The sequence below is a fragment of the Rhodospirillales bacterium genome (genome assembly GCA_016699855.1).
In the GTDB taxonomy this organism is placed as follows: domain Bacteria; phylum Pseudomonadota; class Alphaproteobacteria; order Reyranellales; family Reyranellaceae.
Map to the genome: position 1 here is coordinate 2003099 of CP064988.1, position 18720 is coordinate 2021818.

General features: G+C 71.7%; 17 protein-coding genes and 1 pseudogene. 8 read left to right on the top strand and 10 right to left on the bottom strand.

What is annotated here, in order from left to right:
• Positions 1 to 19: 19 nt before the first annotated feature.
• Positions 20 to 2830, top strand: a complete 2811-nt coding sequence (locus tag IPK81_09320) for an ATP-dependent DNA helicase (protein ID QQS14338.1) — start codon at positions 20 to 22, stop codon at positions 2828 to 2830.
• Here the strand turns inward: IPK81_09320 and IPK81_09325 are convergent.
• The 3 genes from IPK81_09325 to IPK81_09335 all read right to left on the bottom strand — a co-directional run bounded on the left by IPK81_09325 (position 2827) and on the right by IPK81_09335 (position 4696).
• Positions 2827 to 3009: a hypothetical protein gene (locus IPK81_09325; protein ID QQS14339.1), complete on the bottom strand. Its 183-nt coding sequence runs from the start codon at positions 3007 to 3009 to the stop codon at positions 2827 to 2829. The two genes, IPK81_09320 and IPK81_09325, sit on opposite strands and share 4 nt — an antisense overlap.
• A gap of 205 nt (positions 3010 to 3214) precedes the next feature.
• Complete coding sequence (mscL, locus tag IPK81_09330) at positions 3215 to 3634, bottom strand: large conductance mechanosensitive channel protein MscL (protein QQS14340.1); 420 nt, start codon at positions 3632 to 3634, stop codon at positions 3215 to 3217.
• 123 nt (positions 3635 to 3757) lie between these two features.
• Positions 3758 to 4696, bottom strand: a complete 939-nt coding sequence (locus tag IPK81_09335; GenBank protein ID QQS14341.1) for an AEC family transporter — start codon at positions 4694 to 4696, stop codon at positions 3758 to 3760.
• Between IPK81_09335 and IPK81_09340 the strand changes: the two genes are divergently transcribed.
• Both IPK81_09340 and IPK81_09345 read left to right on the top strand, forming a co-directional pair.
• Positions 4695 to 5390 carry a tellurite resistance TerB family protein gene (locus IPK81_09340; protein QQS14342.1) on the top strand — a complete coding sequence of 232 codons (696 nt, stop codon included), beginning with the start codon at positions 4695 to 4697 and terminating at the stop codon, positions 5388 to 5390. The genes IPK81_09335 and IPK81_09340 overlap by 2 nt on opposite strands.
• Positions 5391 to 5873: 483 nt before the next feature.
• Positions 5874 to 6740 (top strand): sulfurtransferase, encoded by an 867-nt coding sequence (locus IPK81_09345; protein QQS14343.1) that lies wholly within the window; start codon positions 5874 to 5876, stop codon positions 6738 to 6740.
• Positions 6741 to 6753: 13 nt separating this feature from the next.
• Here the strand turns inward: IPK81_09345 and IPK81_09350 are convergent, their stop codons facing one another.
• The gene (locus IPK81_09350; protein ID QQS15030.1) at positions 6754 to 7515 is read right to left on the bottom strand and encodes an SDR family oxidoreductase; all 762 of its coding nucleotides are present in this window, start codon (positions 7513 to 7515) and stop codon (positions 6754 to 6756) included.
• Positions 7516 to 7674: 159 nt separating this feature from the next.
• On the opposite strand from IPK81_09350, the gene IPK81_09355 reads away from it, so the two are divergent.
• A complete protein-coding gene (locus IPK81_09355) occupies positions 7675 to 7971 on the top strand; it encodes a DUF1330 domain-containing protein (GenBank protein ID QQS14344.1) in 297 nt (98 codons plus the stop codon).
• Positions 7968 to 9029, top strand: coding sequence for a hypothetical protein (locus IPK81_09360; protein ID QQS14345.1), 1062 nt, complete (start codon positions 7968 to 7970; stop codon positions 9027 to 9029). Before IPK81_09355 ends, IPK81_09360 begins: the two co-directional genes overlap by 4 nt.
• Positions 9030 to 9045: 16 nt before the next feature.
• Here the strand turns inward: IPK81_09360 and IPK81_09365 are convergent, their stop codons facing one another.
• From IPK81_09365 to IPK81_09385, 5 genes and pseudogenes are all read right to left on the bottom strand, one after another.
• Positions 9046 to 9456 (bottom strand): NUDIX hydrolase, encoded by a 411-nt coding sequence (locus IPK81_09365; GenBank protein ID QQS14346.1) that lies wholly within the window; start codon positions 9454 to 9456, stop codon positions 9046 to 9048.
• A 2-nt stretch (positions 9457 to 9458) separates the two neighbouring features.
• Positions 9459 to 10352: a 4-(cytidine 5'-diphospho)-2-C-methyl-D-erythritol kinase gene (locus IPK81_09370; protein ID QQS14347.1), complete on the bottom strand. Its 894-nt coding sequence runs from the start codon at positions 10350 to 10352 to the stop codon at positions 9459 to 9461.
• A gap of 31 nt (positions 10353 to 10383) precedes the next feature.
• Complete coding sequence (locus IPK81_09375) at positions 10384 to 12210, bottom strand: tetratricopeptide repeat protein (protein ID QQS14348.1); 1827 nt, start codon at positions 12208 to 12210, stop codon at positions 10384 to 10386.
• A gap of 59 nt (positions 12211 to 12269) precedes the next feature.
• Positions 12270 to 13923: pseudogene (locus tag IPK81_09380) on the bottom strand (electron transfer flavoprotein-ubiquinone oxidoreductase).
• 170 nt (positions 13924 to 14093) lie between these two features.
• Positions 14094 to 14729: a glutathione S-transferase family protein gene (locus tag IPK81_09385; protein QQS14349.1), complete on the bottom strand. Its 636-nt coding sequence runs from the start codon at positions 14727 to 14729 to the stop codon at positions 14094 to 14096.
• A 135-nt stretch (positions 14730 to 14864) separates the two neighbouring features.
• Between IPK81_09385 and mce the strand changes: the two genes are divergently transcribed.
• From mce to IPK81_09400, 3 genes are all read left to right on the top strand, one after another.
• On the top strand, positions 14865 to 15287 hold the full coding sequence (mce, locus tag IPK81_09390; protein ID QQS14350.1) for a methylmalonyl-CoA epimerase: 423 nt from the start codon (positions 14865 to 14867) through the stop codon (positions 15285 to 15287).
• 82 nt (positions 15288 to 15369) lie between these two features.
• On the top strand, positions 15370 to 16245 hold the full coding sequence (locus IPK81_09395; GenBank protein QQS14351.1) for a uracil-DNA glycosylase: 876 nt from the start codon (positions 15370 to 15372) through the stop codon (positions 16243 to 16245).
• Between the two features lie 107 nt (positions 16246 to 16352).
• Positions 16353 to 17552 carry an amidohydrolase family protein gene (locus tag IPK81_09400; GenBank protein ID QQS14352.1) on the top strand — a complete coding sequence of 400 codons (1200 nt, stop codon included), beginning with the start codon at positions 16353 to 16355 and terminating at the stop codon, positions 17550 to 17552.
• Positions 17553 to 17562: 10 nt separating this feature from the next.
• Here IPK81_09400 and IPK81_09405 read toward each other — a convergent pair whose 3' ends face one another.
• A complete protein-coding gene (locus tag IPK81_09405; GenBank protein QQS14353.1) occupies positions 17563 to 18636 on the bottom strand; it encodes an MBL fold metallo-hydrolase in 1074 nt (357 codons plus the stop codon).
• Positions 18637 to 18720 lie beyond the last annotated feature (84 nt).

Sequence of the window (18720 nt, forward strand, 5' to 3'; positions counted from 1 at the left end):
ACGTGCTATGTGCGGGCGCATGCCCGCCGACGCGCCCGTTCCCCGCGCCCCGCCCGCCGCGCTCGTCGTGACCGCGCGCGCGGCGCTGTGGGCGACCGCCGACGGCGCCGTCGCGACGCTGACGCACGACGAGGCGCGCGCCCGCGCGCTGGCCGGCGCGGCGCCGATCGTGTGCCACGCGCCGTCGACGTTCCTCCGGCTCGGAATCGAGACGCAACCGGCGCGCGACGCGCTCGAGCTGTTCGCGTTCGCGCGGCCGGCGACGTTCTGCCTGCCGACGGTGCGCGGACTCGCGGAGGCGTTCGACCTGCCCGAGCCGGCCTCGCCCGAGACCGAGGCGCGCACGCTGCTGGCCTGCGCGCGGGCGATGCTCGACGAGATCGAGGACGGCGCGGCGCGCGAGCCGGCGGAGACGCGCGCGCTCGCACTTGCCATGCGCGCCGGCGGCTGGCCGTGGGGCGACGCCGTGCTCGCGGCGCTCGGCGTGGCGCCCGATTCGCCGCGCCCGCGGGGCTTCGCCGGGCTGGACGCGTGGAAGCGGCTGCCGTCGTGGGAGGACGAACCGCCGGCGACGCCGCCCTCGTCCCTGCCGGTGGAGCCCGCGGCGGCGCGGGCGCGGCTGGCCGAACTGCTCGAGCGCGGCGGCGCCAGCGAGGCGCGCCCGACGCAGAGCGACTACGCCTCGGCGGTGTCGATGGCGTTCCGGCCGCGCGAGCGCGAAGGCGAGCCGCACATGGTGCTGGCGGAGGCCGGGACCGGCGTCGGCAAGACCCTCGGCTACGTCGCGCCGGCCTCGCTCTGGGCGGAGACCAACGGCGCGCCGGTGTGGGTCGCGACCTACACCCGCAACCTGCAGCGCCAGATCGACTCCGAACTGGACCGCCTGCACCCCGACCGCGCCACCAAGCGGCGCAAGGTCGTGGTCCGCAAGGGCCGCGAAAACTACCTCTGCCTGTTGAATTTCGAGGAGGCGGCGCAGCGCGCGCTGGGGACGCCGGCCAACGCGGTCGGCCTGGGCCTGCTGGCGCGCTGGATCGCCGCCACGCGCGACGGCGACATGGTCGGCGGCGATCTGCCGGCGTGGCTGGGCGATCTGATCGGCCGCGGCCGGCTGCAAAGGCTGGCGGACCGGCGCGGCGAATGCGTCTACGCCGGCTGCGAGCACTACCGGCGCTGCTTCGTCGAACGCACCATCCGCCGCGCGCGCACCGCCGACATCGTGATCGCCAACCACGCGCTGGTGATGATCCAGGCGGCGACCGGCGGACTCGACGATAATTCACGCCCGACGCGATACGTGTTCGACGAGGGCCACCACCTGTTCGACGCCGCCGACGGCGCCTTCGCCGCGCATCTGACCGGCGTCGAGGCGTCCGATCTGCGGCGCTGGCTGCTCGGCGCGGAGGGCGCGCGCGGCAGCCGCGCCCGCGGCCTGGAGCGGCGCGTCGGCGAACTGGTCGAGGGCGATCCCGGCGCCTCCGCGGCGTTGCGCGCGCTGCTGGCGGCGGCGCTGGAGCTGCCGTCGGCCAACTGGCAGACCCGCGTCGCCGACGGCACGGTGCTGGGCCCGACCGAGGAGTTCCTCGCGCTCACCCGCGCGCAGGTGCTGGCGCGCACGGCGGCGGACGACTCGCCGCACGGCGTCGAATGCGACGTGCGGCCGCCCGCGCCCGGTCTGGTCGACGCCGCGAACGGACTGGCCGAGGCGCTGGAGGCGATCCTGAAGCCGGCGCTGGCGCTGCGCCGCGCGCTGCTGGCCAAGCTCGACGACGAGGCGGCCGAGCTCGACACCGCGGCCCGCAACCGTATCGAGGGCGTCTCGCGCTCGCTGTTGAACCGCTGCGAGATCCAGCTGCGGGCGTGGATCGGCATGCTGCGCGAGCTCGAGCTGGAGGCCGCGCGCCCCGCCTTCGTCGACTGGTTCGCGATCGACCGCAGCGACGGCCGCGAGTTCGACGTCGGCATGTACCGCCACTACCTCGATCCGACCGAGCCGTTCGCGGAGGCCGTGGTCAAGCCGGCGCACGGCGTGGTCGTGACCTCGGCGACGCTGCGCGACTGGAGCGGCGCCAACGATCCGCCGCCGGCGCCGGCCATCGGACTCGCGACGGCCGAGTCGGCCGACTGGGTCGCGGCCGAGGCGCGGACCGGCGCCCGACACCTCGCCGCCCCCGCGATCCGCGCCGCCGTGGCCTCGCCCTTCGACTACGCCGAGCAGACCCGCGTGATCATCGTGCGCGACGTGGCGCGCGACTCGACCGAGCAGGTGGCGGCCGCCTACCGCGAGCTGTTCCTCGCCGCCGACGGCGGCGGGCTCGGCCTGTTCACGGCGATCGGCCGGCTGCGCGCCGTGTACCCGCGACTAGTCGAGCCCCTGGAGGCGCGCGGTATCGCGCTGCACGCCCAGCACGTCGGCGGCATGGACGCCGCCACCCTGGTCGACATCTTCCGGGCCGAGGAGCGCTCGTGCCTGCTGGGCACCGACGCGGTGCGCGACGGCGTCGACGTGCCGGGACGGTCGCTGCGTCTGATCGTGTTCGACCGCGTGCCGTGGCCGCGCCCCGACATCCTGCACCGCGCCCGCAAGGCGGCGCACCGCGCGGCCGGCAACCCGGCCAACGGTTACGACGACATGCTGACGAGGTTCAGGCTGAAGCAGGCGTTCGGCCGGCTGGTACGCCGCGCCGACGACCGCGGCGTGTTCGTGCTGCTCGACAACCGCCTGCCGTCGCGTCTGCTGACGGCGTTCCCGCCCGGCGTCGCGATCACGCGCACCGGGCTGGCGGACGCCGTGGCGGCGACGCGGGCGTTCCTGGGGCCCGGCGTCTAGCGCCGCGCCATCGCGGTCGTGAGCTTCTTCGAGACTTCGTTGAAATCGACCATCTGCGACACCTCCTTGATGGAGGGCGGCATCGGGCCGACGTACTTCTCGTAGAATTTCGGCCCGACCTGCGACGCGCCGACGGCGATGCCGGCCATCACGAGCTTGCCCATCAACCACTTGAGCATGAAATCCACCCTCCGAACGAGGCGCCAAAAATTGAAGCGCGTAGAAATTAATTTCCTTATGAAACATGGTTTAACATTAAATTCCTAATGTATTAAATGAAATATCTCGGAATCACGCCGGGATCGCGTCTGCGCGAACCGACCGGCGGAATTGAAACGGCCGGGCAATGGCCCGGCCGCTCCGCCGCCGCCGCGACGACGGGTTCTATTTCTTCAGCAGATCGCGGATCTCGGTGAGCAGCTCCTCCTCGCGGCTCGGCGCCGGCGGCGCCTTCGGGGCGGCCGCCGCGGCCTCGTCCTTCTGCTTCATGCGGTTGATGGCCTTGACCACCATGAACAGGATCCACGCGATGATCAGGAAGTTGACGACGACGGTGATGAAGGTGCCGTAGCCCAGCGTGGCGCCGGCCTTCTTGGCGGCGTCGTAGGTCGCCGCCTTCGCGCCGGCCATCTGGAAGAAGTAGTTGGTGAAATCGAGGCCGCCGAAGATCGCGCCGACGATCGGCATGAACACGTCGTTGACCATCGACTCGACGATCTTGCCGAAGGCCGCGCCGATGATCACGCCGATGGCGAGATCGACGACGTTGCCCTTCATGGCGAACTCTTTGAATTCCTTGAGCATCGCGCTCCCCCGCTGTGTGCCGGCCGGCATTCGCCGGCTCGGCGTCGATTATGAGCGATCCGACGAGAGAGGGAGAGGACAATCGCCGTCAACCTTGTGTGATTTCCCCCAAGGTGCGCCGCGTCAGCCGACGCGCAGTAGGACCACCAGGGCCGACACGGTGAACACCGACGCGACCGTCGTCAGCAACACGGTCGCCGAGGCCTCCTCGACGAAGGTGTCGTACTCCTTGGCGAGCACGAAGCAGTTGGCGGCGCTCGGCAGCGCCGCCAGCAGGATCGCCGCCTTGCCCCACATCGAGTCGAGGTCGAGGAACCAGGGCAGCAGCGCCAGGGCGAGCAGCGGCTGCAGCACGATCTTCCCCGCCGTCGCGACGCCGACCTCGCGCAGCGAGCGCGGCAGGCCCTTGTCCGACAGGAAGTGGCCGATCGCGAACAGCGCGCACGGCCCCGCCGCCGACGCCAGAAGGTCGAGGAAGCGCTGGACCGGATCGGGGATCGGGATCGAGAAGCCGGACGCGATCAGTCCGAGGCCGACGGCCTGCACGATCGGGCTGCGCAGCACCGACTTGCCGACGCGCGCCAGCGTGGACAGGAACCCGTAGCCGCGCTGCTGGCCGAACTCGACCACGATCAGCCCGAAGGTCAGCATGCCGGCCGCGCCCATGCAGGCGGCGAGCGTCCCCGGCAGCGCGCCGGCCGGTCCGAAGGCGGCGATGCAGAGCGGGATCCCCATGTAACCGACGTTGCCGAAGCACGCCGCCAGCCCGTGCAGGCTCATGTGCGCGAGGCCGGCGCGCGACATCAGGCGCGCCATCGCCATGCCGACGACGAACGTCGCGAGCATGCTGCCGCCGAACACGATGGCGAACGGCCCGTTCAGGATCTCCGAGAGCCGCACCTTGGCCAGCGCCATGAACAGCATGGCCGGCAGCGCGAACCACGTGACGAAGCCGTTCAGCGCGCCGGTGCCGTTGACGCCCAGCATGTTCCGGCGGCCCGCGATCCAGCCGATGCCGATCAGCGCGAAGATCGGGAACGCGACAGTAAGGATCGCATGCATGTCGCGCGTCCGCGCCGGCGCCGCGTCAGGCGTCCGAGGGCATGCGCACCGCGCGGTCCGTCGTGCGGCGCGCGGCGGCACGCGCGCGGACGGCCGGAACTCGAAGCTGGTTCATGAGAGCGGCCTGCGGAATTCGGTGCGGAAGGGGCGTGGCGTGGTCGCGCATAGCACCCGCGCCGTGTCACCGGAAGCGCGCGTGTCGCCGCGCTTGACCGCGACGGGGCGGCGGCGGCATGTGGCCGACACCGGCGCCCGGGCGGCGTCGGGCGATGAGATGGAGCGTTCGACGATGACGGCGATGCAGGATGGGCTGATCTGGACGATGGTGCTTGCGTCCGCCGCCAATCGCGACCTGACGAAGATCGAGATCGACACGATGCAGGATCTGGTCGCTCACTTGCCGGTTTTTCGTGGATTCAAGGTTGCGCGGCTGCCGACCGTCACCGAGGCCTGCGCCACCGTCCTCGCCGGCCGTAACGGCCTCGATAAAGTCGCGGCACGCATCAAACAGGCCGTGCCGCGGCGACTCGGCGAGACGGCTTATGCGCTGGCCTGCGACATCATCGCGGCCGAAGGGCACGTCGACGTCAACGAAATCGGCGTCCTCGACCTGTTGGCGGAGCTGTTTTCCTTGGACTCGCTCACTTGCGCGGCGCTCGAGGCCGGCGCCCGGGCACGCTACGCGCGCGCGTAGGTGCACGAACGACAAACCATATGATGTGCCTGCGGCCACCAACGCTCATAGATCAACTGGTTCCACTGGAATTTTCTTGCGTGAGACATTAATTGGTTGACCTAAACGGCTGGTTTTTATACTCTCCACTGGTTCGTTAGTGCATATTTTAGCGAACGCATCCTCCAGGACCGGCTGACACAGCGACCCGTGTCGGCCGGTCCACCGGATCTCCTGATCCGGTGCTATGAAGAGCAAGATAGCTTGGAGTTAAGTATGCGTGTGTTGGTTGAGTACGTCGCGTTCGCCATTGCCGGCGACGCGTTTGTGAGCGCTCAGAGCATGATTGGCTCTGCCGCTGTGCCGCGATAGAAGCGGCGTTCCGCTCCCTCGACTGTCCTCCCGCATCGTTCGCCGCGTCTTCAATGCCAGCGGCGGTATTGTGCCGACGCCGCGTCTGCGACACGTTGCGCGCAAGTTCTCGAAACGTGGATGGAGGCTGCGATGGGCGGGCTGATCTCGACGGCCGATCTGGCGGCGCGTCTGGGCGATCCGACGCTGCGGATATTCGACAGCACGACGTATCTTCGGCCCAACCCGGGCGGCGGCTTCACCGTCGAGAACGGCGCGAAGGGTTACGCCGAGCGCGGCCACATCCCGGGCGCGGCGCTGATCGACCTGCAAAGCGACCTCTGCGACGCCGCCAGTCCGCTACGCTTCACAATGCCGTCGACCGACGCGTTCGCGCGCCAGGCCGGCGCCAAGGGGATCGGCGACGGGTTCGACGTCGTGGTCTATTGCGACGGCGATATCTGGTGGTCGACACGCGTCTGGTGGATGCTGCGCGCCGCCGGCTTCGACCGCGCCTTCGTGCTCGACGGCGGCCTCAAGAAGTGGGTCGCGGAAGGCCGCCCGTTGGAGACGACGCCGCGCGCGCATCCGCCGGCGCGGCTGACGCCGAGGCCGCGCGACGGCCTGCTGGTCGGCAAGGACGCGGTGGCCGCGGCCCTCGACGGCGGCGACGCGATCGTCGTCAACTGCCTGCGGCCCGAGCAGCACGCCGGCACCAGTCCGGTGCACTACGGTCGACCCGGCCGCATCGCCGGCAGCGTCAACGTGCCGGCCGCGGCGCTGTTCGCGGCCGACAACAGCTTCCTGCCGCCGGCCGAGCTGGCGGCGAAGTTCGCCGCCCGCGGCATCGTGCCGGGCAGGCGCGTCGTCGCCTATTGCGGCGGCGGCATCGCGGCCACCGGCGACGCCTTCGCGCTGGTCGCCCTGCTCGGCCGCGACGGGGTGAGCGTCTACGACGCCTCGCTGCAGGAATGGGCCGCCGACAACGCGCTGCCGATGGCGACCGGCGAAGCGGCGTGAGGCGGCGCCCGGGTCAATAGGCCGACATGCCGCCATCGGCGGGGATGACGGCGCCGTTGACCATGCGCGATTCGTCGGACGCCAGGAACAACGCGACGTTGGCGATGTCCTCGGCCTCGCCGGTGCCGAACGGGTAGCGGCCGCCGACTTCGAGCCCGCCGGCGTTGGGCCGGTCCGCCGTCATCTCGATCCGCGCCTTGACGCGGTCCGTCATGATCACGCCGGGGCAGATGGCGTTGGCGCGGATGCCCTTGCGCGAGTAGGCGCCGGCCAGCGCGCGGGTGAAGGAAATCACGCCGCCCTTCGCCGTGGTGTAGACGTGGGCCACGAAGTTGCCGCGCAGGGCCACGATCGACGACACGTTGACGATGACGCCGCCGCCCTGCCCCACCATGATCGGCACGGCGTGGCGGCAGCACAGGAACGGGCCCTTGAGATCGAGCCCGATGGTGTGGTCCCAGATCGCCATGTCGACGTCGGCGACGCGCTTGTCGTCCTTCACCGACCCGCCGGCGCAGTTGAACAGCACGTCGACGCGGCCGAATTTCTCGACCGTGGCCCGCATCAACGCCTGGACGCTGGCCTCGTCGGTGACGTCGGTGTGGACGAAGAGCGCGTCCGCGCCGGCCTCGGCGGCGCTCGACGCGCCGAGCGCCCGGTCGATCTCCGCGACCACGACCTTGGCGCCCTCGCGCGCGAAAATCCGCGCCGCCGCCCGCCCGATGCCCGAGCCGCCACCGGTGACCACGGCCACCTTGCCCGCCAGACGCGCCATCGCCATCCCCCGCTTTTCGCCGGCGGCGGATCGCGGCCGGGCCGTCGCGCCGATCGCGCCGCGCGACCAGCCGACGATAGCAGCGCCAATTCGCCATCCCAAGCGGACGGCGCACGCGTTAGTCTGCGCCGCCACCGCCACCACACGGAGTCCACCCGCATGGCCGCCTATCTGATCGTCGAGATCGACACGAAGGATCCCGATCTCATGGCCGAGTACCGCAAGCACACGCCGGGGCTGATCGCCCGGTTCGGCGGCAGGTTCATCGTGCGCGGCGGCGAGACCGAGACGGTCGAGGGCGGCTGGGCGCCGCCGCGGCTGGTCGTGATCGAATTTCCCGACATGGCGACCGCGCGCCGGTTCTACCATTCCGAGGAGTACAAGCCGGTGCTCGCGATGCGGCTGAAGGCCGGAAACTGCCGCGCCGTCATCGCCGACGGCGCGCCGCCGGCATGAGCGGGGCGGACCCGCGCCGCGTCGAGGCCACGCTCGGCGGCTACCAGGCGGTGGCCACGGTCTACAACGCGCTGATGACCGGTCTCGTGCTGTCGCTGGTGACGCGCCGCGGCGCCGATGTCGCCCGCGATTTCGTGCGGGCGCATTTCCGCCGCCAGCACCACGAGAAGTTCCTGCCCGGCCTGCGCAAGCTCGGCCTCGACCGCGAGCCGCACGCGGTCGCCTGCGCGCTCTACCACTACCACTCCAACGCGCTGGGCGGCGTCAAGACCGAGTACTGGCGCGAGAGCGACCGCAAGGCGTGGGTGCGCTATCCGCCGCCACGCTGGATCTGGCTGGGCACGGCCGCCTGCGCCGTGCCGCACGAGGTGAACATCGCCATGCTCCACGGCTGGCACGGCCACAACGGCGTCAGCCTCGGCAATCCGCGCCTGGGCTTCGTGTGCACCGGCACGCTGACCTCCGGCGCGCCGGGTCTGGAGGGATACTACGTCGAGCACGACCGCGAGCTCGCGCCGGAGGAGCGCGTGCGGTTCACCGACCAGGAGAGGATGCCGCGGATCGATCCGGCGGCGCAGCCGGCGCTCGACGTCGGGGCGTGGCCCGAGGAACGCCGCCGCCGCACGCACCGCGGCTACGCGATGGAGTACGTGCGCTCGCTGACACCGACCTTGATCGGATTGATCGGCCGCGACGCGGCCTGCGCCGAGATCGGCCGCGCCGCGCGGCTGATCGGCATGCAGTTCCACGACGACATGGCGGCCGCGCTGGGCATGGTCCCCGGCGCCGGCGGCGCGGGGGGCTTCGCGGCCTTCCTCGCGGCGATGCTGGCGGCACAGGGCGAGAGCGTCTCGATCGACCCGACGCCGGACGCCGCGCGCGTGGCGATCGGCGGCTGGCGCCTGATGGACGGCGTCGCGCTGGACGTCGCCGAGCGCGGCGCGGCGTTCACGGCGTGGAACGAGCTGTGGGTCGGCGCGGCATCGGCGCACGACCGCTTCCTGCGGCTCGAGGTGGCGCGCGACGGATCGGGCGGGGCCGTCTGGACGATCGGCTGACCGGCCCGCCCGCGCGTCACCGGGACCGGGCGGCCCAGACCTCTATGGCGCGGCGGTAGCCGTCGTGGAGGCGCAGGCCGTCGAGCGCGTCCGGCGCGACCCACCGCAGTTCGCGGTGCTCGGCCCCCGGGCGCGGATCGACGACGTCGAGCGCGCGGCATCCGAACGCGACGATCCACACGAAGCGGCCCGGCAGGACCTCGTAGGTCCATTCGCGCAGCAACGGGCCGACCTCGACGCCGATATTCGCCTCCTCGCGCGCCTCGCGCGCCAGCGCCGCGGTCCAGCTTTCATCCGCGTCGGGCCGGCCGCCGGGCAGGTCCCACGCGTCCCGGATATCGCGCAACAGCAACGCGCGGCCGTCGACCAGCACGACGCCCTTCACCGACACGGGATGGCCGTGGCGGCGACGGGGATCGTCGTCCACCATCACGCGCCCGCGACGCCGGCGCGCACCCACCACGCCGGCCGCGCCGCGGAGATCGAGGCGCCGGCCGCCGCCGCCGCCGCCGCGTCGTCGTAGATGCCGAAGCAGGTCGCGCCGCTGCCGCTCATGGCCGCGTACCGGCAGGTCGATCCGCCGCGCAGCGCCGCGAGCGCGGCGCCGATCGCCGGCGCGCGCGACAGCGCCGCGTCCGTCAGGTCGTTGCCGCGCGCGGCCAGCGCGCGCGCCAGATCCGCGGCGGCGCGGAACCCGGCGCGCGGCGGATCGGCCGGCGCGTAAGGCGCGCCGGCGGGACGCGCCGCCGCGAAGGCGCGGAACACCTCCGGCGTCGGCGACGCGACGCCCGGATTGACCAGCAGCAATCCGAACGCCGGCAGGGTGGGCGCCGGCGCCACGCGTTCGCCGACGCCGGACACCAGCGCCGGCCGGCCGGCCAGGCACATCGGCACGTCGGCGCCGAGCGACGCGGCGAGGTCGAACAGCTCCTCCTCGGGCATCGCCAGCGACCAGAGGTCGACCAGCGCGCGCAACGCCGCCGCCGCGTCGGTCGAGCCGCCGCCGAGGCCGGCCGCCACGGGCAGGTTCTTGACGAGGCGCAGACGCGCGCGCGGCGAGACGCCGGCGCGGCCGGCCAGCGCCCGCGCGGCGCGCAGGACGAGGTTGGAGTCGGGTGGCTCGCGCGCCAGCGCGGCCGCGAATGGCCCGTCGACCTCGAGGACCAGCGACGGCGACGGCGACGCCTCGATCCGGTCGGCGGCGTCGGCGAACACCACCAGCGAGTCCAGAAGATGGAAGCCATCGGGCCGACGGCCGACCACGCGCAGGTACAGGTTGACCTTGGCCCGGCCTTCGCGGACGACCGTGGCGCCGCCGTCCACGGCCGCCCTCAGCCGCCGAGGGCGCGCGCGGTCACTTCTTCTCCGCCGGCGCGATCACTGTCGGCTTGTCGAGCTCGGGCGTCAGGCCCTCGACCAGCTTGCGCCGCAGCGGATCGACGCGCTCGGCCTCCGGCTTCTGGTTCAGCGCCCGCTCCCACTGGAACCGCGCCTCGCGTTTGCGGCCGACGTGCCAGTAGGCGTCGCCGAGATGCTCGACGATGGTGGCGTCGTCGGCCTTCAGCTGGATCGCCTTCTCCAGCAGCTCGACGGCCTCGTCGAACTTGCCGAGACGGTAGTACCCCCAGCCCAGCGAGTCGGTGATGGCGCCGTCGTCGGGCACGAGATTGACCGCCTCCTTGAGCAGCTTGAGGCCCTCGTCGAGGTTGACCGCCTGGTCGATCCACGAGTAGCCGAGGTAGTTGAGCACGAAGGCGCGGTTGCGCCGGCGCTGCTCCGTGGTCGGCGGCAGCAGCGCCAGGGCGCGCTTGAAATCGGCCTCGGCGCGCGGCCAGTCCTTGATCCGCTCGAGCGCGATGCCGCGGGTGTAGAACAGCGACCAGTGACGCTCCTCGACCTTCGCGACCCTGCCGATCGCGGTGTCGTAGGCCTTCACGGACTCGGCGAACCGGTCCTTGGTGCGGTGCAGGTCGCCCAGCGCGGCGGCGGCGTCGATCCGCTCCGGCCGCTCCGCCACCATCGCCTGCAGACGCTGCGCAGCCTCGTCGAACTTGCCGGTCTCGGCCAGCGCGGCGGCGGCGCGCAGACGCGCCCGCCATTGCAGCGGCGAGGCGCGGTCGACGGCGGCGTAGTGCGCGATGGCCTTCTCGTGCTGGCCCATGGTCTCGTGGATCTCGCCGGTCAGCAGCCGCGCGCCGTCGAGCGCCGGCGCCAGGTCCAGCGCCAGCAGAGCGAAGATCAGTCCGACATCCTCCGCGCTCTCCCGCCGCGCCGTTCCGCCCGCCGCCATCGCGCCGCCGATATCGGCCAGCACCTCGGCGATCATCTCCGCCGGCGTCGGCGGCCGCGCCTGGCCGTCGCCGCGCGCGGCGGCCTCCATCACCACGGCGTCGGCGTTGCGCTCGCCGTACGTCCTCAGGACCTCGCGCGCCTCGTCCGCCCGCCCGCCGCGGCGCATCACGCCGGCGAGGGCCAGGATCGCGCGCAGCTGCACACCGCTATCGTCGTCGCGCGCCGCCTCGCGCAGCCGCGCCTCGGCGGCGGCGCGGTCGCCGGCCTGCTCCTCGAGCAGCCCTTCGTGCAGCTTGTAGACCGCCTGGAAGCCTTCGCTCGCGGCCGGCTTGACCTGCGCCAGCTTGGCGCGCGCGGCGGCGAAATCCTTCTGCCCGACCTTCAGCCACGCCTCGGTGAACGGTCGCAGAAGTCCGATCTGGCTGTCCTCGCCGAGCTTGGCGGCGAACGGCTCGGCGCCCTTGAAGTCGCCGCGCTTGATGGCGGCGACCGCCATGGCGAGATTCGACAGTCCGTCTGTCGAGCTGACCTCCAGCAGCCTCGGCGCCAGCTCGGCGGCCGAGGCGGCGCGGCCGGTCAGCAGCCGCAGCCGGAACGCCAGAAGCTGGACCTCGAGCTGGTCGGGCGCGCGGCGCAGCGCCTGCTCGGCGAAGCCGTGGGCGGCCTCGTAGTCGCGCTGCGCCTCGGCGGCGCGGCCGGCGAGGAAGAACCCGTCGACGCTCTGCGGCGGGCGCGCCCGCGGCGCCGGCGGCGTCTCGCCGCCGCGCGGGCTCTGCGCCAGCGCGATCGGACCGCGCCGCATCAGGTCGACGCCGACGGCGACCGCCGCCGCCGCGGCCAGCATGACGAACGAGCCCACCACGAAAATCCGGGCGTTCTTCGCATCCATGGAGACGACTCCTTCGATCGGCGCGGCCCGGCTTTCCGCCGGCGCCGCGGCCGGCGCGTTCACATCCCCGGATAGTTGGGACCGCCGCCGCCCTCGGGCACGGTCCAGTCGATGTTCTGCGACGGATCCTTGATGTCGCAGGTCTTGCAGTGCACGCAGTTCTGCGCGTTGATCTGGAAGCGCGGCTGGCCGCCCTCGTCCGGTCACCACCTCGTAGACGCCGGCCGGGCAGTAGCGCTGCGCCGGCTCGGCCCATTTCGGCAGGTTGACGCCGATCGGGATCGAGGCATCGCGCAGCTTCAGATGCGACGGCTGGTCCTCCTCGTGGTTGGTCGCCGAGAGGAAGACGGAGCTGAGCTTGTCGAAGCTGACGACGTTGTCCGGCTTCGGGTACACGATCGGCTTGCACTCGCTGGCCGGCTTCAGCGTCTCGAAATCGGCCTTGGTGTGGCGCAGCGTCCACGGCAGACGGATGCCGAGATCGTGCATCCACATGTCGAAGCCGCCGTACACCGTGCCGAGCAACGTGCCCCAGCGCAGCGCCGGCTTGACGTTGCGGACCTTGTCGAGATCCTTCCATAGCCACGATTCGCGCAGCGCCTTGGGGTACTCGGCCAGCTCGTCGCGGCCCTCGCCACCGGCCTTGAGCGCCGCGAACGCCGCGTCGGCGGCCAGCATGCCGCTCTTCATCGCGTTGTGGCTGCCCTTGATGCGCGGCACGTTGACGAAGCCGGCCGAGCAGCCGATCAGCGCGCCGCCGGGGAACACCAGCTTCGGAACCGACTGCCAGCCGCCCTCGGTGATCGCGCGGGCGCCGTAGGCGATGCGCTTGCCGCCCTCGAGATAGGCGCGCACCTCGGGGTGCGTCTTGAAGCGCTGGAACTCGTCGAACGGGGACAGGTACGGGTTCTCGTAGTTGAGGTGCACCACGTAGCCGATCGACACGAGGTTGTCGTCGTAGTGGTACATGAAGGAGCCGCCGGACGAGCCGCTCTCCGACATCGGCCAGCCCTGGGTGTGCACCACGAGGCCGGGCTGGTGCTTGTCCTTCGGCACCTCCCAGACTTCCTTGAGGCCGATGCCGAACTTCTGCGGCTGCACGCCCTCGCGCAGCCTGAACTTCTCGAACAGCGTCTTGGCCAGCGACCCGCGCACGCCCTCGGCGATCAGCGTGTACTTGGCGTGCAGCTCCATGCCGGGCGTGTAGCTGTCCTTCTTCCCGCCGTTCTTGCCGCCCATGTCGCCGGTGGCGACGCCCTTGACCGAGCCGTCCTCGTGGTAGAGCACCTCGGCCGCGGCGAAGCCCGGATAGATCTCGACGCCCAGCGCCTCGGCCTGCTGCCCCAGCCAGCGGCAGAGGTTGCCGAGGCTGACGATGTAGTTGCCGTGGTTGTTCATCAACCGCGGCATCAGGAAGTTCGGGAAGCGGACCGACGACGGCTGGGTCAGCAGCAGGAAGCGGTCGTCCGTCACCTCGGTGTGGACCGGGGCGCCCTTCTCCTTCCAGTCCGGGATCAGCTCGTCGAGCGCGATCGGGTCGATCACCGCGCCCGACAGGATGTGCGCGCCGACCTCGGAGCCCTTCTCGATCAGGCAGACCGAGACCTCGTGGCCCTGCTCGGCCGCGAGCTGTTTGAGCCGGATCGCCGCCGCCAGGCCGGCGGGCCCGCCGCCCACGACCACGACATCGTATTCCATCGACTCGCGCGACATCGCCCTCTCCCCGCCGTCTCCGCCCCCCGCGAGGGCGGGGCGCCGGCGTCCCTCTCAACGACCATCGGGCGCGCCCGCGACCGGCGCCTCCCCGCCCTCACAGATAGCCTACCGGCGGTGCCGACGCCACCGGCCGCGACGACGCGGCGCCGACCGACGGAAACGGCCGTTCAGGGATCGAGTTCCGCGTCCTTCTTCGGGATCAGGTCGTAGGGCAGCGCGAAGCCCGGCATCGCCCGCAGCCGCCCGCTCCATGCCAGCACGTTCGGCCAGCCCGCGATGTCCATGCCGCCCTCGGCCATGAACACCATGCGGCCCCAGCAGCCGATGTCGGCGATGGTGCAGGAATCGCCGACCAGCCACTCGCGTCCCGCGAGCGCGCGGTCGATAAAATCCAGCGCCGCCGCCGCCAGCGGCCGGAAATGGTCCATGACGGCCGGATCGACGGTCCGGAAGCGGCTGAAATGGCGGACCTTGGCGATGTTGGTGATGGCGTCGGCCTCCCACGACAGCCATTCCCGCGCCCGCCAGCGCGCCTGCTCGTCGGCGCCCTCGAAGCGGCCGGTGGCGCGCGCCAGATAGTCGAGCACGACGTTGGACTGCACCACCGTCAGGCCGCGGTGGCGCAGCGCCGGCACCTGGCCGTAGCGGTTGACCGCCAGGTAGTCGGCCGATTTCTGGACGCCGTTCTTCAGGTTCACGGTGCGGAACGAGAACGGCAGCCGCGCCAGCGACAGGAACAGCATCGGCTTGTAGGTCGAGCTCGACGTGAAGCTGCCGTAGAGCGTCAGGCGGTCGTCGGTCATGCGGGCTCCGGCGGTGGATCGGCGGCGACCCTAGACCGGACCCGCGACGATGTCGCGCCGCGGCGGCGGGGCGCGTTGCCCCCGGGCCGCCGCCATGCGATGAGGCGGCCTTCGACCGCCCGCGAGGAGAGGACCATGATCGGCAGGCTCAACCATGTCGGCGTCGCGACGCCGTCGATCGCGGATTCCGCGAAGATGTACCGGGATTTCTTCGGCGCGACGGACATCACGCCGAAGCGCGCGATGCCCGAGCAGGGCGTGTGGGTCAGCTTCGTGAACCTGCCGAACTCGCAGATAGAGCTGATCGAGCCTTACGGCGAGAACTCGCCGATCGCCGCGTTCCTGGCGAAGAACCCCCAAGGCGGCCAGCACCACGTCTGCTTCGAGGTGCCGGACATCATCGTCGCGCGCGACGACATGCGGGCCAAGGGCGCGACGGTGCTGGGCACCGGCGAGCCGCGCATCGGCGCCCACGGCACGCCGGTGATCTTCCTGCATCCCAAGGACATGGGCGGCGTGCTGGTCGAACTCATGGAGACGCCGAAGGCGGCGCACTGAGGCGGCGCCGGTCCGGATCCGCGACGGTGGAAAACCCGGCGGTGGACGACCGGCCCCGCCCGGCCCATCCTCAAGTGAAGTCATGAACGCCACGCCCGCATCGACCGACGCCGCCGCGCTTCTGCGCTGGTACGTCGAGTCCGGCGTCGACGAGGCGACGGCGGACGAGCCGGTCGACCGCTACGCCGCGACGGCGGCGATGGCGGCGCGCGCCACGGCCGCGGTCCCGTCGGCGCCGACGGCGCGCCCGGTCGCGGCGCCCTCGGCCGCCCCGGCGTTCCGCGAGGCGCGCGCGCCCGTGCCGGCCGCGCCCCCGCCGACCCGGACCGTGCCTCTGGAATCGCCGAAGCTGGTCGAGGACGCGCGCGCCGCCGCCGCCGCCGCCAACTCGCTCGCCGAGCTGGAGGCCGCGATCCGCGCCTTCGACGGCTGCACCCTGAAGAAGCTGGCGAAGAACACGGTGTTCGCCGACGGCGTCGCCGGCGCGCCGGTCATGATCGTCGGCGAGGCGCCGGGCGAGGACGAGGACCGCCAGGGCAAGCCGTTCGTCGGCGTCAGCGGCCAGTTGATGGACCGGATGTTCGCCGCCATCGGCATGGACCGCGCGCGCGACCTCTACATCACCAACATCCTTCCGTGGCGGCCGCCGGGCAACCGCACGCCCAACCTCAGCGACGTCGCGATCTGCGTCGCCTTCGCGCGCCGCCACATCGAGCTGGCGAAGCCGAGGATCGTCGTGCTGGCCGGCAATGTGCCGACCAAGGCGCTGCTGGAGACCGAGCAGGGCATCACGAAGCTACGCGGCAAATGGGTCGACCTCGCGCTGTCGGGCGGGACGACCGTGCCGGCGCTGCCGATCTTCCACCCCGCCTATCTGCTGCGCACCCCCGGCGGCAAGCGCCAGACCTGGACCGATCTGCTGGCGCTGCGCGAGCGGCTCGACGCGCCGGCCGGCTGAGCGCCGCGTCGCCCCGCGGAAGACGCCGGCCGTCGCCGCGGCCCCGGCGTTGACATCCGCGCCGGCCGCGCCACGCTGCGGCCGATGGACTCCGGAAGGAACGAACGATGCCCTACGCCACGGGACGCGTGATCCACGACGCCGACGCCCACATCATGGAGGTGCCGGGCTTCCTCGACGCGTATCTCGACGCGCGCTCGCGGACGCTGGTGACCGACAAGGCGCTGTTCCCGCGGCGCGAAGGCTTCCATGCCGCCCTCAGCGAGAGGCATCTCGCCGGCGCCGCGGCGGGGGCCGACGCGTTCGACGACACGCAGATCATGCTGCGCAAGAACTGGGACGCGCTGGGCTCGTACCGCAAGGCCGACCGTCCGCGCTCGATCGACCTGCTGGGTTTCGCCAGCCAGCTCATGTTCACGACGGCGCTGCTCAACTACTCCGACGTGCTGGAGACCGGCGACGATCTCGACCTGATGTACGCGGTCGCCGACGCGCACACCCGCCACATGGTCGATTTCTGCGCCGTCGACCGGCGCCTGCTGCCGACCGCCTACGTGCCGCTGGCGGATTTCGAGCGCACGCGGAAGGCGGCGGCGGCGGCCATCCGCCACGGCGCCAAGGCGCTGATGATCCCCTCGCGCTGCCCGCGCGACCATTCGCCGAGCCATATCGGGCTCGATCCACTGTGGGCGCAGGCGCAGGAGGCCGGCCTGCCGGTCGTGTTCCACGTCGGCGGCGGCGGAAAGCAGCTCGCGCCCGCGTATTTCAACAACGGATTGCCGCCGGTTCCGGACTTCCACGGCGGCGACGACAATTTCAAGTCGATCGACTACATGGCGATCGCCTATCCACCGATGCAGGCGCTGACGGCGCTGATCGTCGACCGCGTGCTCGACCGCTTCCCGCGGCTGATGTTCGGCGTGATCGAGCAGGGCGCGGCCTGGGTGCCGTTCCTGATGCGCAACCTCGACTCGGCGCACAACGCCTTCATCAAGAACGAGGAGCGGCTGCAGAAGATGTCGATGCGGCCCAGCGAGTTCATCAAGCGGCAGGTGCGGGTGACGCCCTATCCGCACGAGGACGCGGGCTGGATCATCGCCAATTCCGGCGACTCGGTTTGCCTGTTCTCGTCGGACTACCCCCACGTCGAGGGTGGCCGGAACCCGATCAAGCGCTTCGAGGCCTCGATGGACGCCGCCGGGATCCCGGACGGCGCGCGCCGGAAATTCTACTGCGACAACTTCATCGAGATGATGGGCGCCGGCCTCGCGGCCGACCTCCGCTATCCCGCGCAGGCCGCGGCGTAGACCCGCGCCGTCAGATGCCCTCGCCGTAGGTGCCCGATCCGTCGGCGCGCCAGCGCAGCATGCCGCCGGCGAGATTGGCCACGTCCGCAAAACCCGCTTCACGCAGAACCGAGACGGCCTGCGCGGAGCGGCTGCCGGAACGGCACACCGCGACCACCGGCCGGCCGCGATCGAGCTCGTCGACGCGCGCCCGCAACTGGCCAAGCGGAATCAGCACCGCGCCGGCGATGTGGCCGAGCGGACCGTCGAACTCCTCCGGCTCGCGCACGTCGAGGACTTGAAGGCCACCGCGGTGCTCCTCCAGCGCGTGGCCCTGGATCTCCCAGACGCCGGCGAAGCTGTAGCGCAGAGGCGCCCAGTCCGGCTCGGCGGTCGCCTGCGCCTCGTCGTCGGGCCGGCCGCAGCGCATGTTGGCGGGCACCGCGACGTCGAGCTTCTTGGGATGCGGCAGATTCAGGTTGGCCATGTGGCCGGCGAAATCCGCGACCTCAACGCCGGCGCCGAGCCGCGGATTGAAACGGCTCTCCTCGCGCACGCTGGTGACGGTCAGCCCCTTGTAGTCGTGGGCCGGGTAGAGGAGGCAGTCGGCGGGCAAGGTCAGGATGCGGTCGTGCACCGAGCGGAACAGCGTCGGCGCGTCGCCCTGCTGGAAGTCGGTGCGGCCGTTGCCGCGGATCAGCAGGCAGTCGCCGGTGAACGCCATGGAATGGTCGTCCAGCACGTAGGTGAGGCACCCCGCCGTGTGGCCCGGGGTGGCGCGGACCTCGAGGAAGCGGCGGCCGAACCCGATCCGGTCGCCATGCGCGAGGTAGCGGTCGGCGCCCTCGGCGCCCGATGCCGCCGCCAGCGCGATGGCGCCGCCGAGCCGCCGGCGCAACAGCCACGCGCCGGTGACGTGGTCGGCGTGCACGTGGGTCTCCACGATCGCCACGACCTTGAGGCCGAGCTCCTCGACCAGCGCGGCGTCGCGGCGCGCCTGCTCGAACACCGGATCGACGATCACGGCCTGGCGCGTGTCCGCGTCGCCCAGCAGATAGGTGTAGGTCGACGACTGCGGATCGAAGAGCTGGCGGAAGACGAGCATCGCGTCGCTTTCCCTTCCCGGCGGCGTGCGACCACAGCATCCCGCGCCCCGGCTGTCCAGCGCCCGGGGCTTGCGCGCGGCCGC

Bases quoted from the DNA above. Each gene is read 5' to 3' on its own strand.
- IPK81_09320 (QQS14338.1), top strand. From the start codon at position 20: ATGCCCGCCGACGCGCCCGTTCCCCGCGCCCCGCCCGCCGCGCTCGTC.
- IPK81_09325 (QQS14339.1), bottom strand. From the start codon at position 3,009: ATGCTCAAGTGGTTGATGGGCAAGCTCGTGATGGCCGGCATCGCCGTC.
- mscL (QQS14340.1), bottom strand. From the start codon at position 3,634: ATGCTCAAGGAATTCAAAGAGTTCGCCATGAAGGGCAACGTCGTCGAT.
- IPK81_09340 (QQS14342.1), top strand. From the start codon at position 4,695: ATGTCGCGCGTCCGCGCCGGCGCCGCGTCAGGCGTCCGAGGGCATGCG.
- IPK81_09335 (QQS14341.1), bottom strand. From the start codon at position 4,696: ATGCATGCGATCCTTACTGTCGCGTTCCCGATCTTCGCGCTGATCGGC.
- IPK81_09345 (QQS14343.1), top strand. From the start codon at position 5,874: ATGGGCGGGCTGATCTCGACGGCCGATCTGGCGGCGCGTCTGGGCGAT.
- IPK81_09350 (QQS15030.1), bottom strand. From the start codon at position 7,515: ATGGCGCGTCTGGCGGGCAAGGTGGCCGTGGTCACCGGTGGCGGCTCG.
- IPK81_09355 (QQS14344.1), top strand. From the start codon at position 7,675: ATGGCCGCCTATCTGATCGTCGAGATCGACACGAAGGATCCCGATCTC.
- IPK81_09360 (QQS14345.1), top strand. From the start codon at position 7,968: ATGAGCGGGGCGGACCCGCGCCGCGTCGAGGCCACGCTCGGCGGCTAC.
- IPK81_09375 (QQS14348.1), bottom strand. From the start codon at position 12,210: ATGGATGCGAAGAACGCCCGGATTTTCGTGGTGGGCTCGTTCGTCATG.
- IPK81_09385 (QQS14349.1), bottom strand. From the start codon at position 14,729: ATGACCGACGACCGCCTGACGCTCTACGGCAGCTTCACGTCGAGCTCG.
- mce (QQS14350.1), top strand. From the start codon at position 14,865: ATGATCGGCAGGCTCAACCATGTCGGCGTCGCGACGCCGTCGATCGCG.
- IPK81_09395 (QQS14351.1), top strand. From the start codon at position 15,370: ATGAACGCCACGCCCGCATCGACCGACGCCGCCGCGCTTCTGCGCTGG.
- IPK81_09400 (QQS14352.1), top strand. From the start codon at position 16,353: ATGCCCTACGCCACGGGACGCGTGATCCACGACGCCGACGCCCACATC.
- IPK81_09405 (QQS14353.1), bottom strand. From the start codon at position 18,636: ATGCTCGTCTTCCGCCAGCTCTTCGATCCGCAGTCGTCGACCTACACC.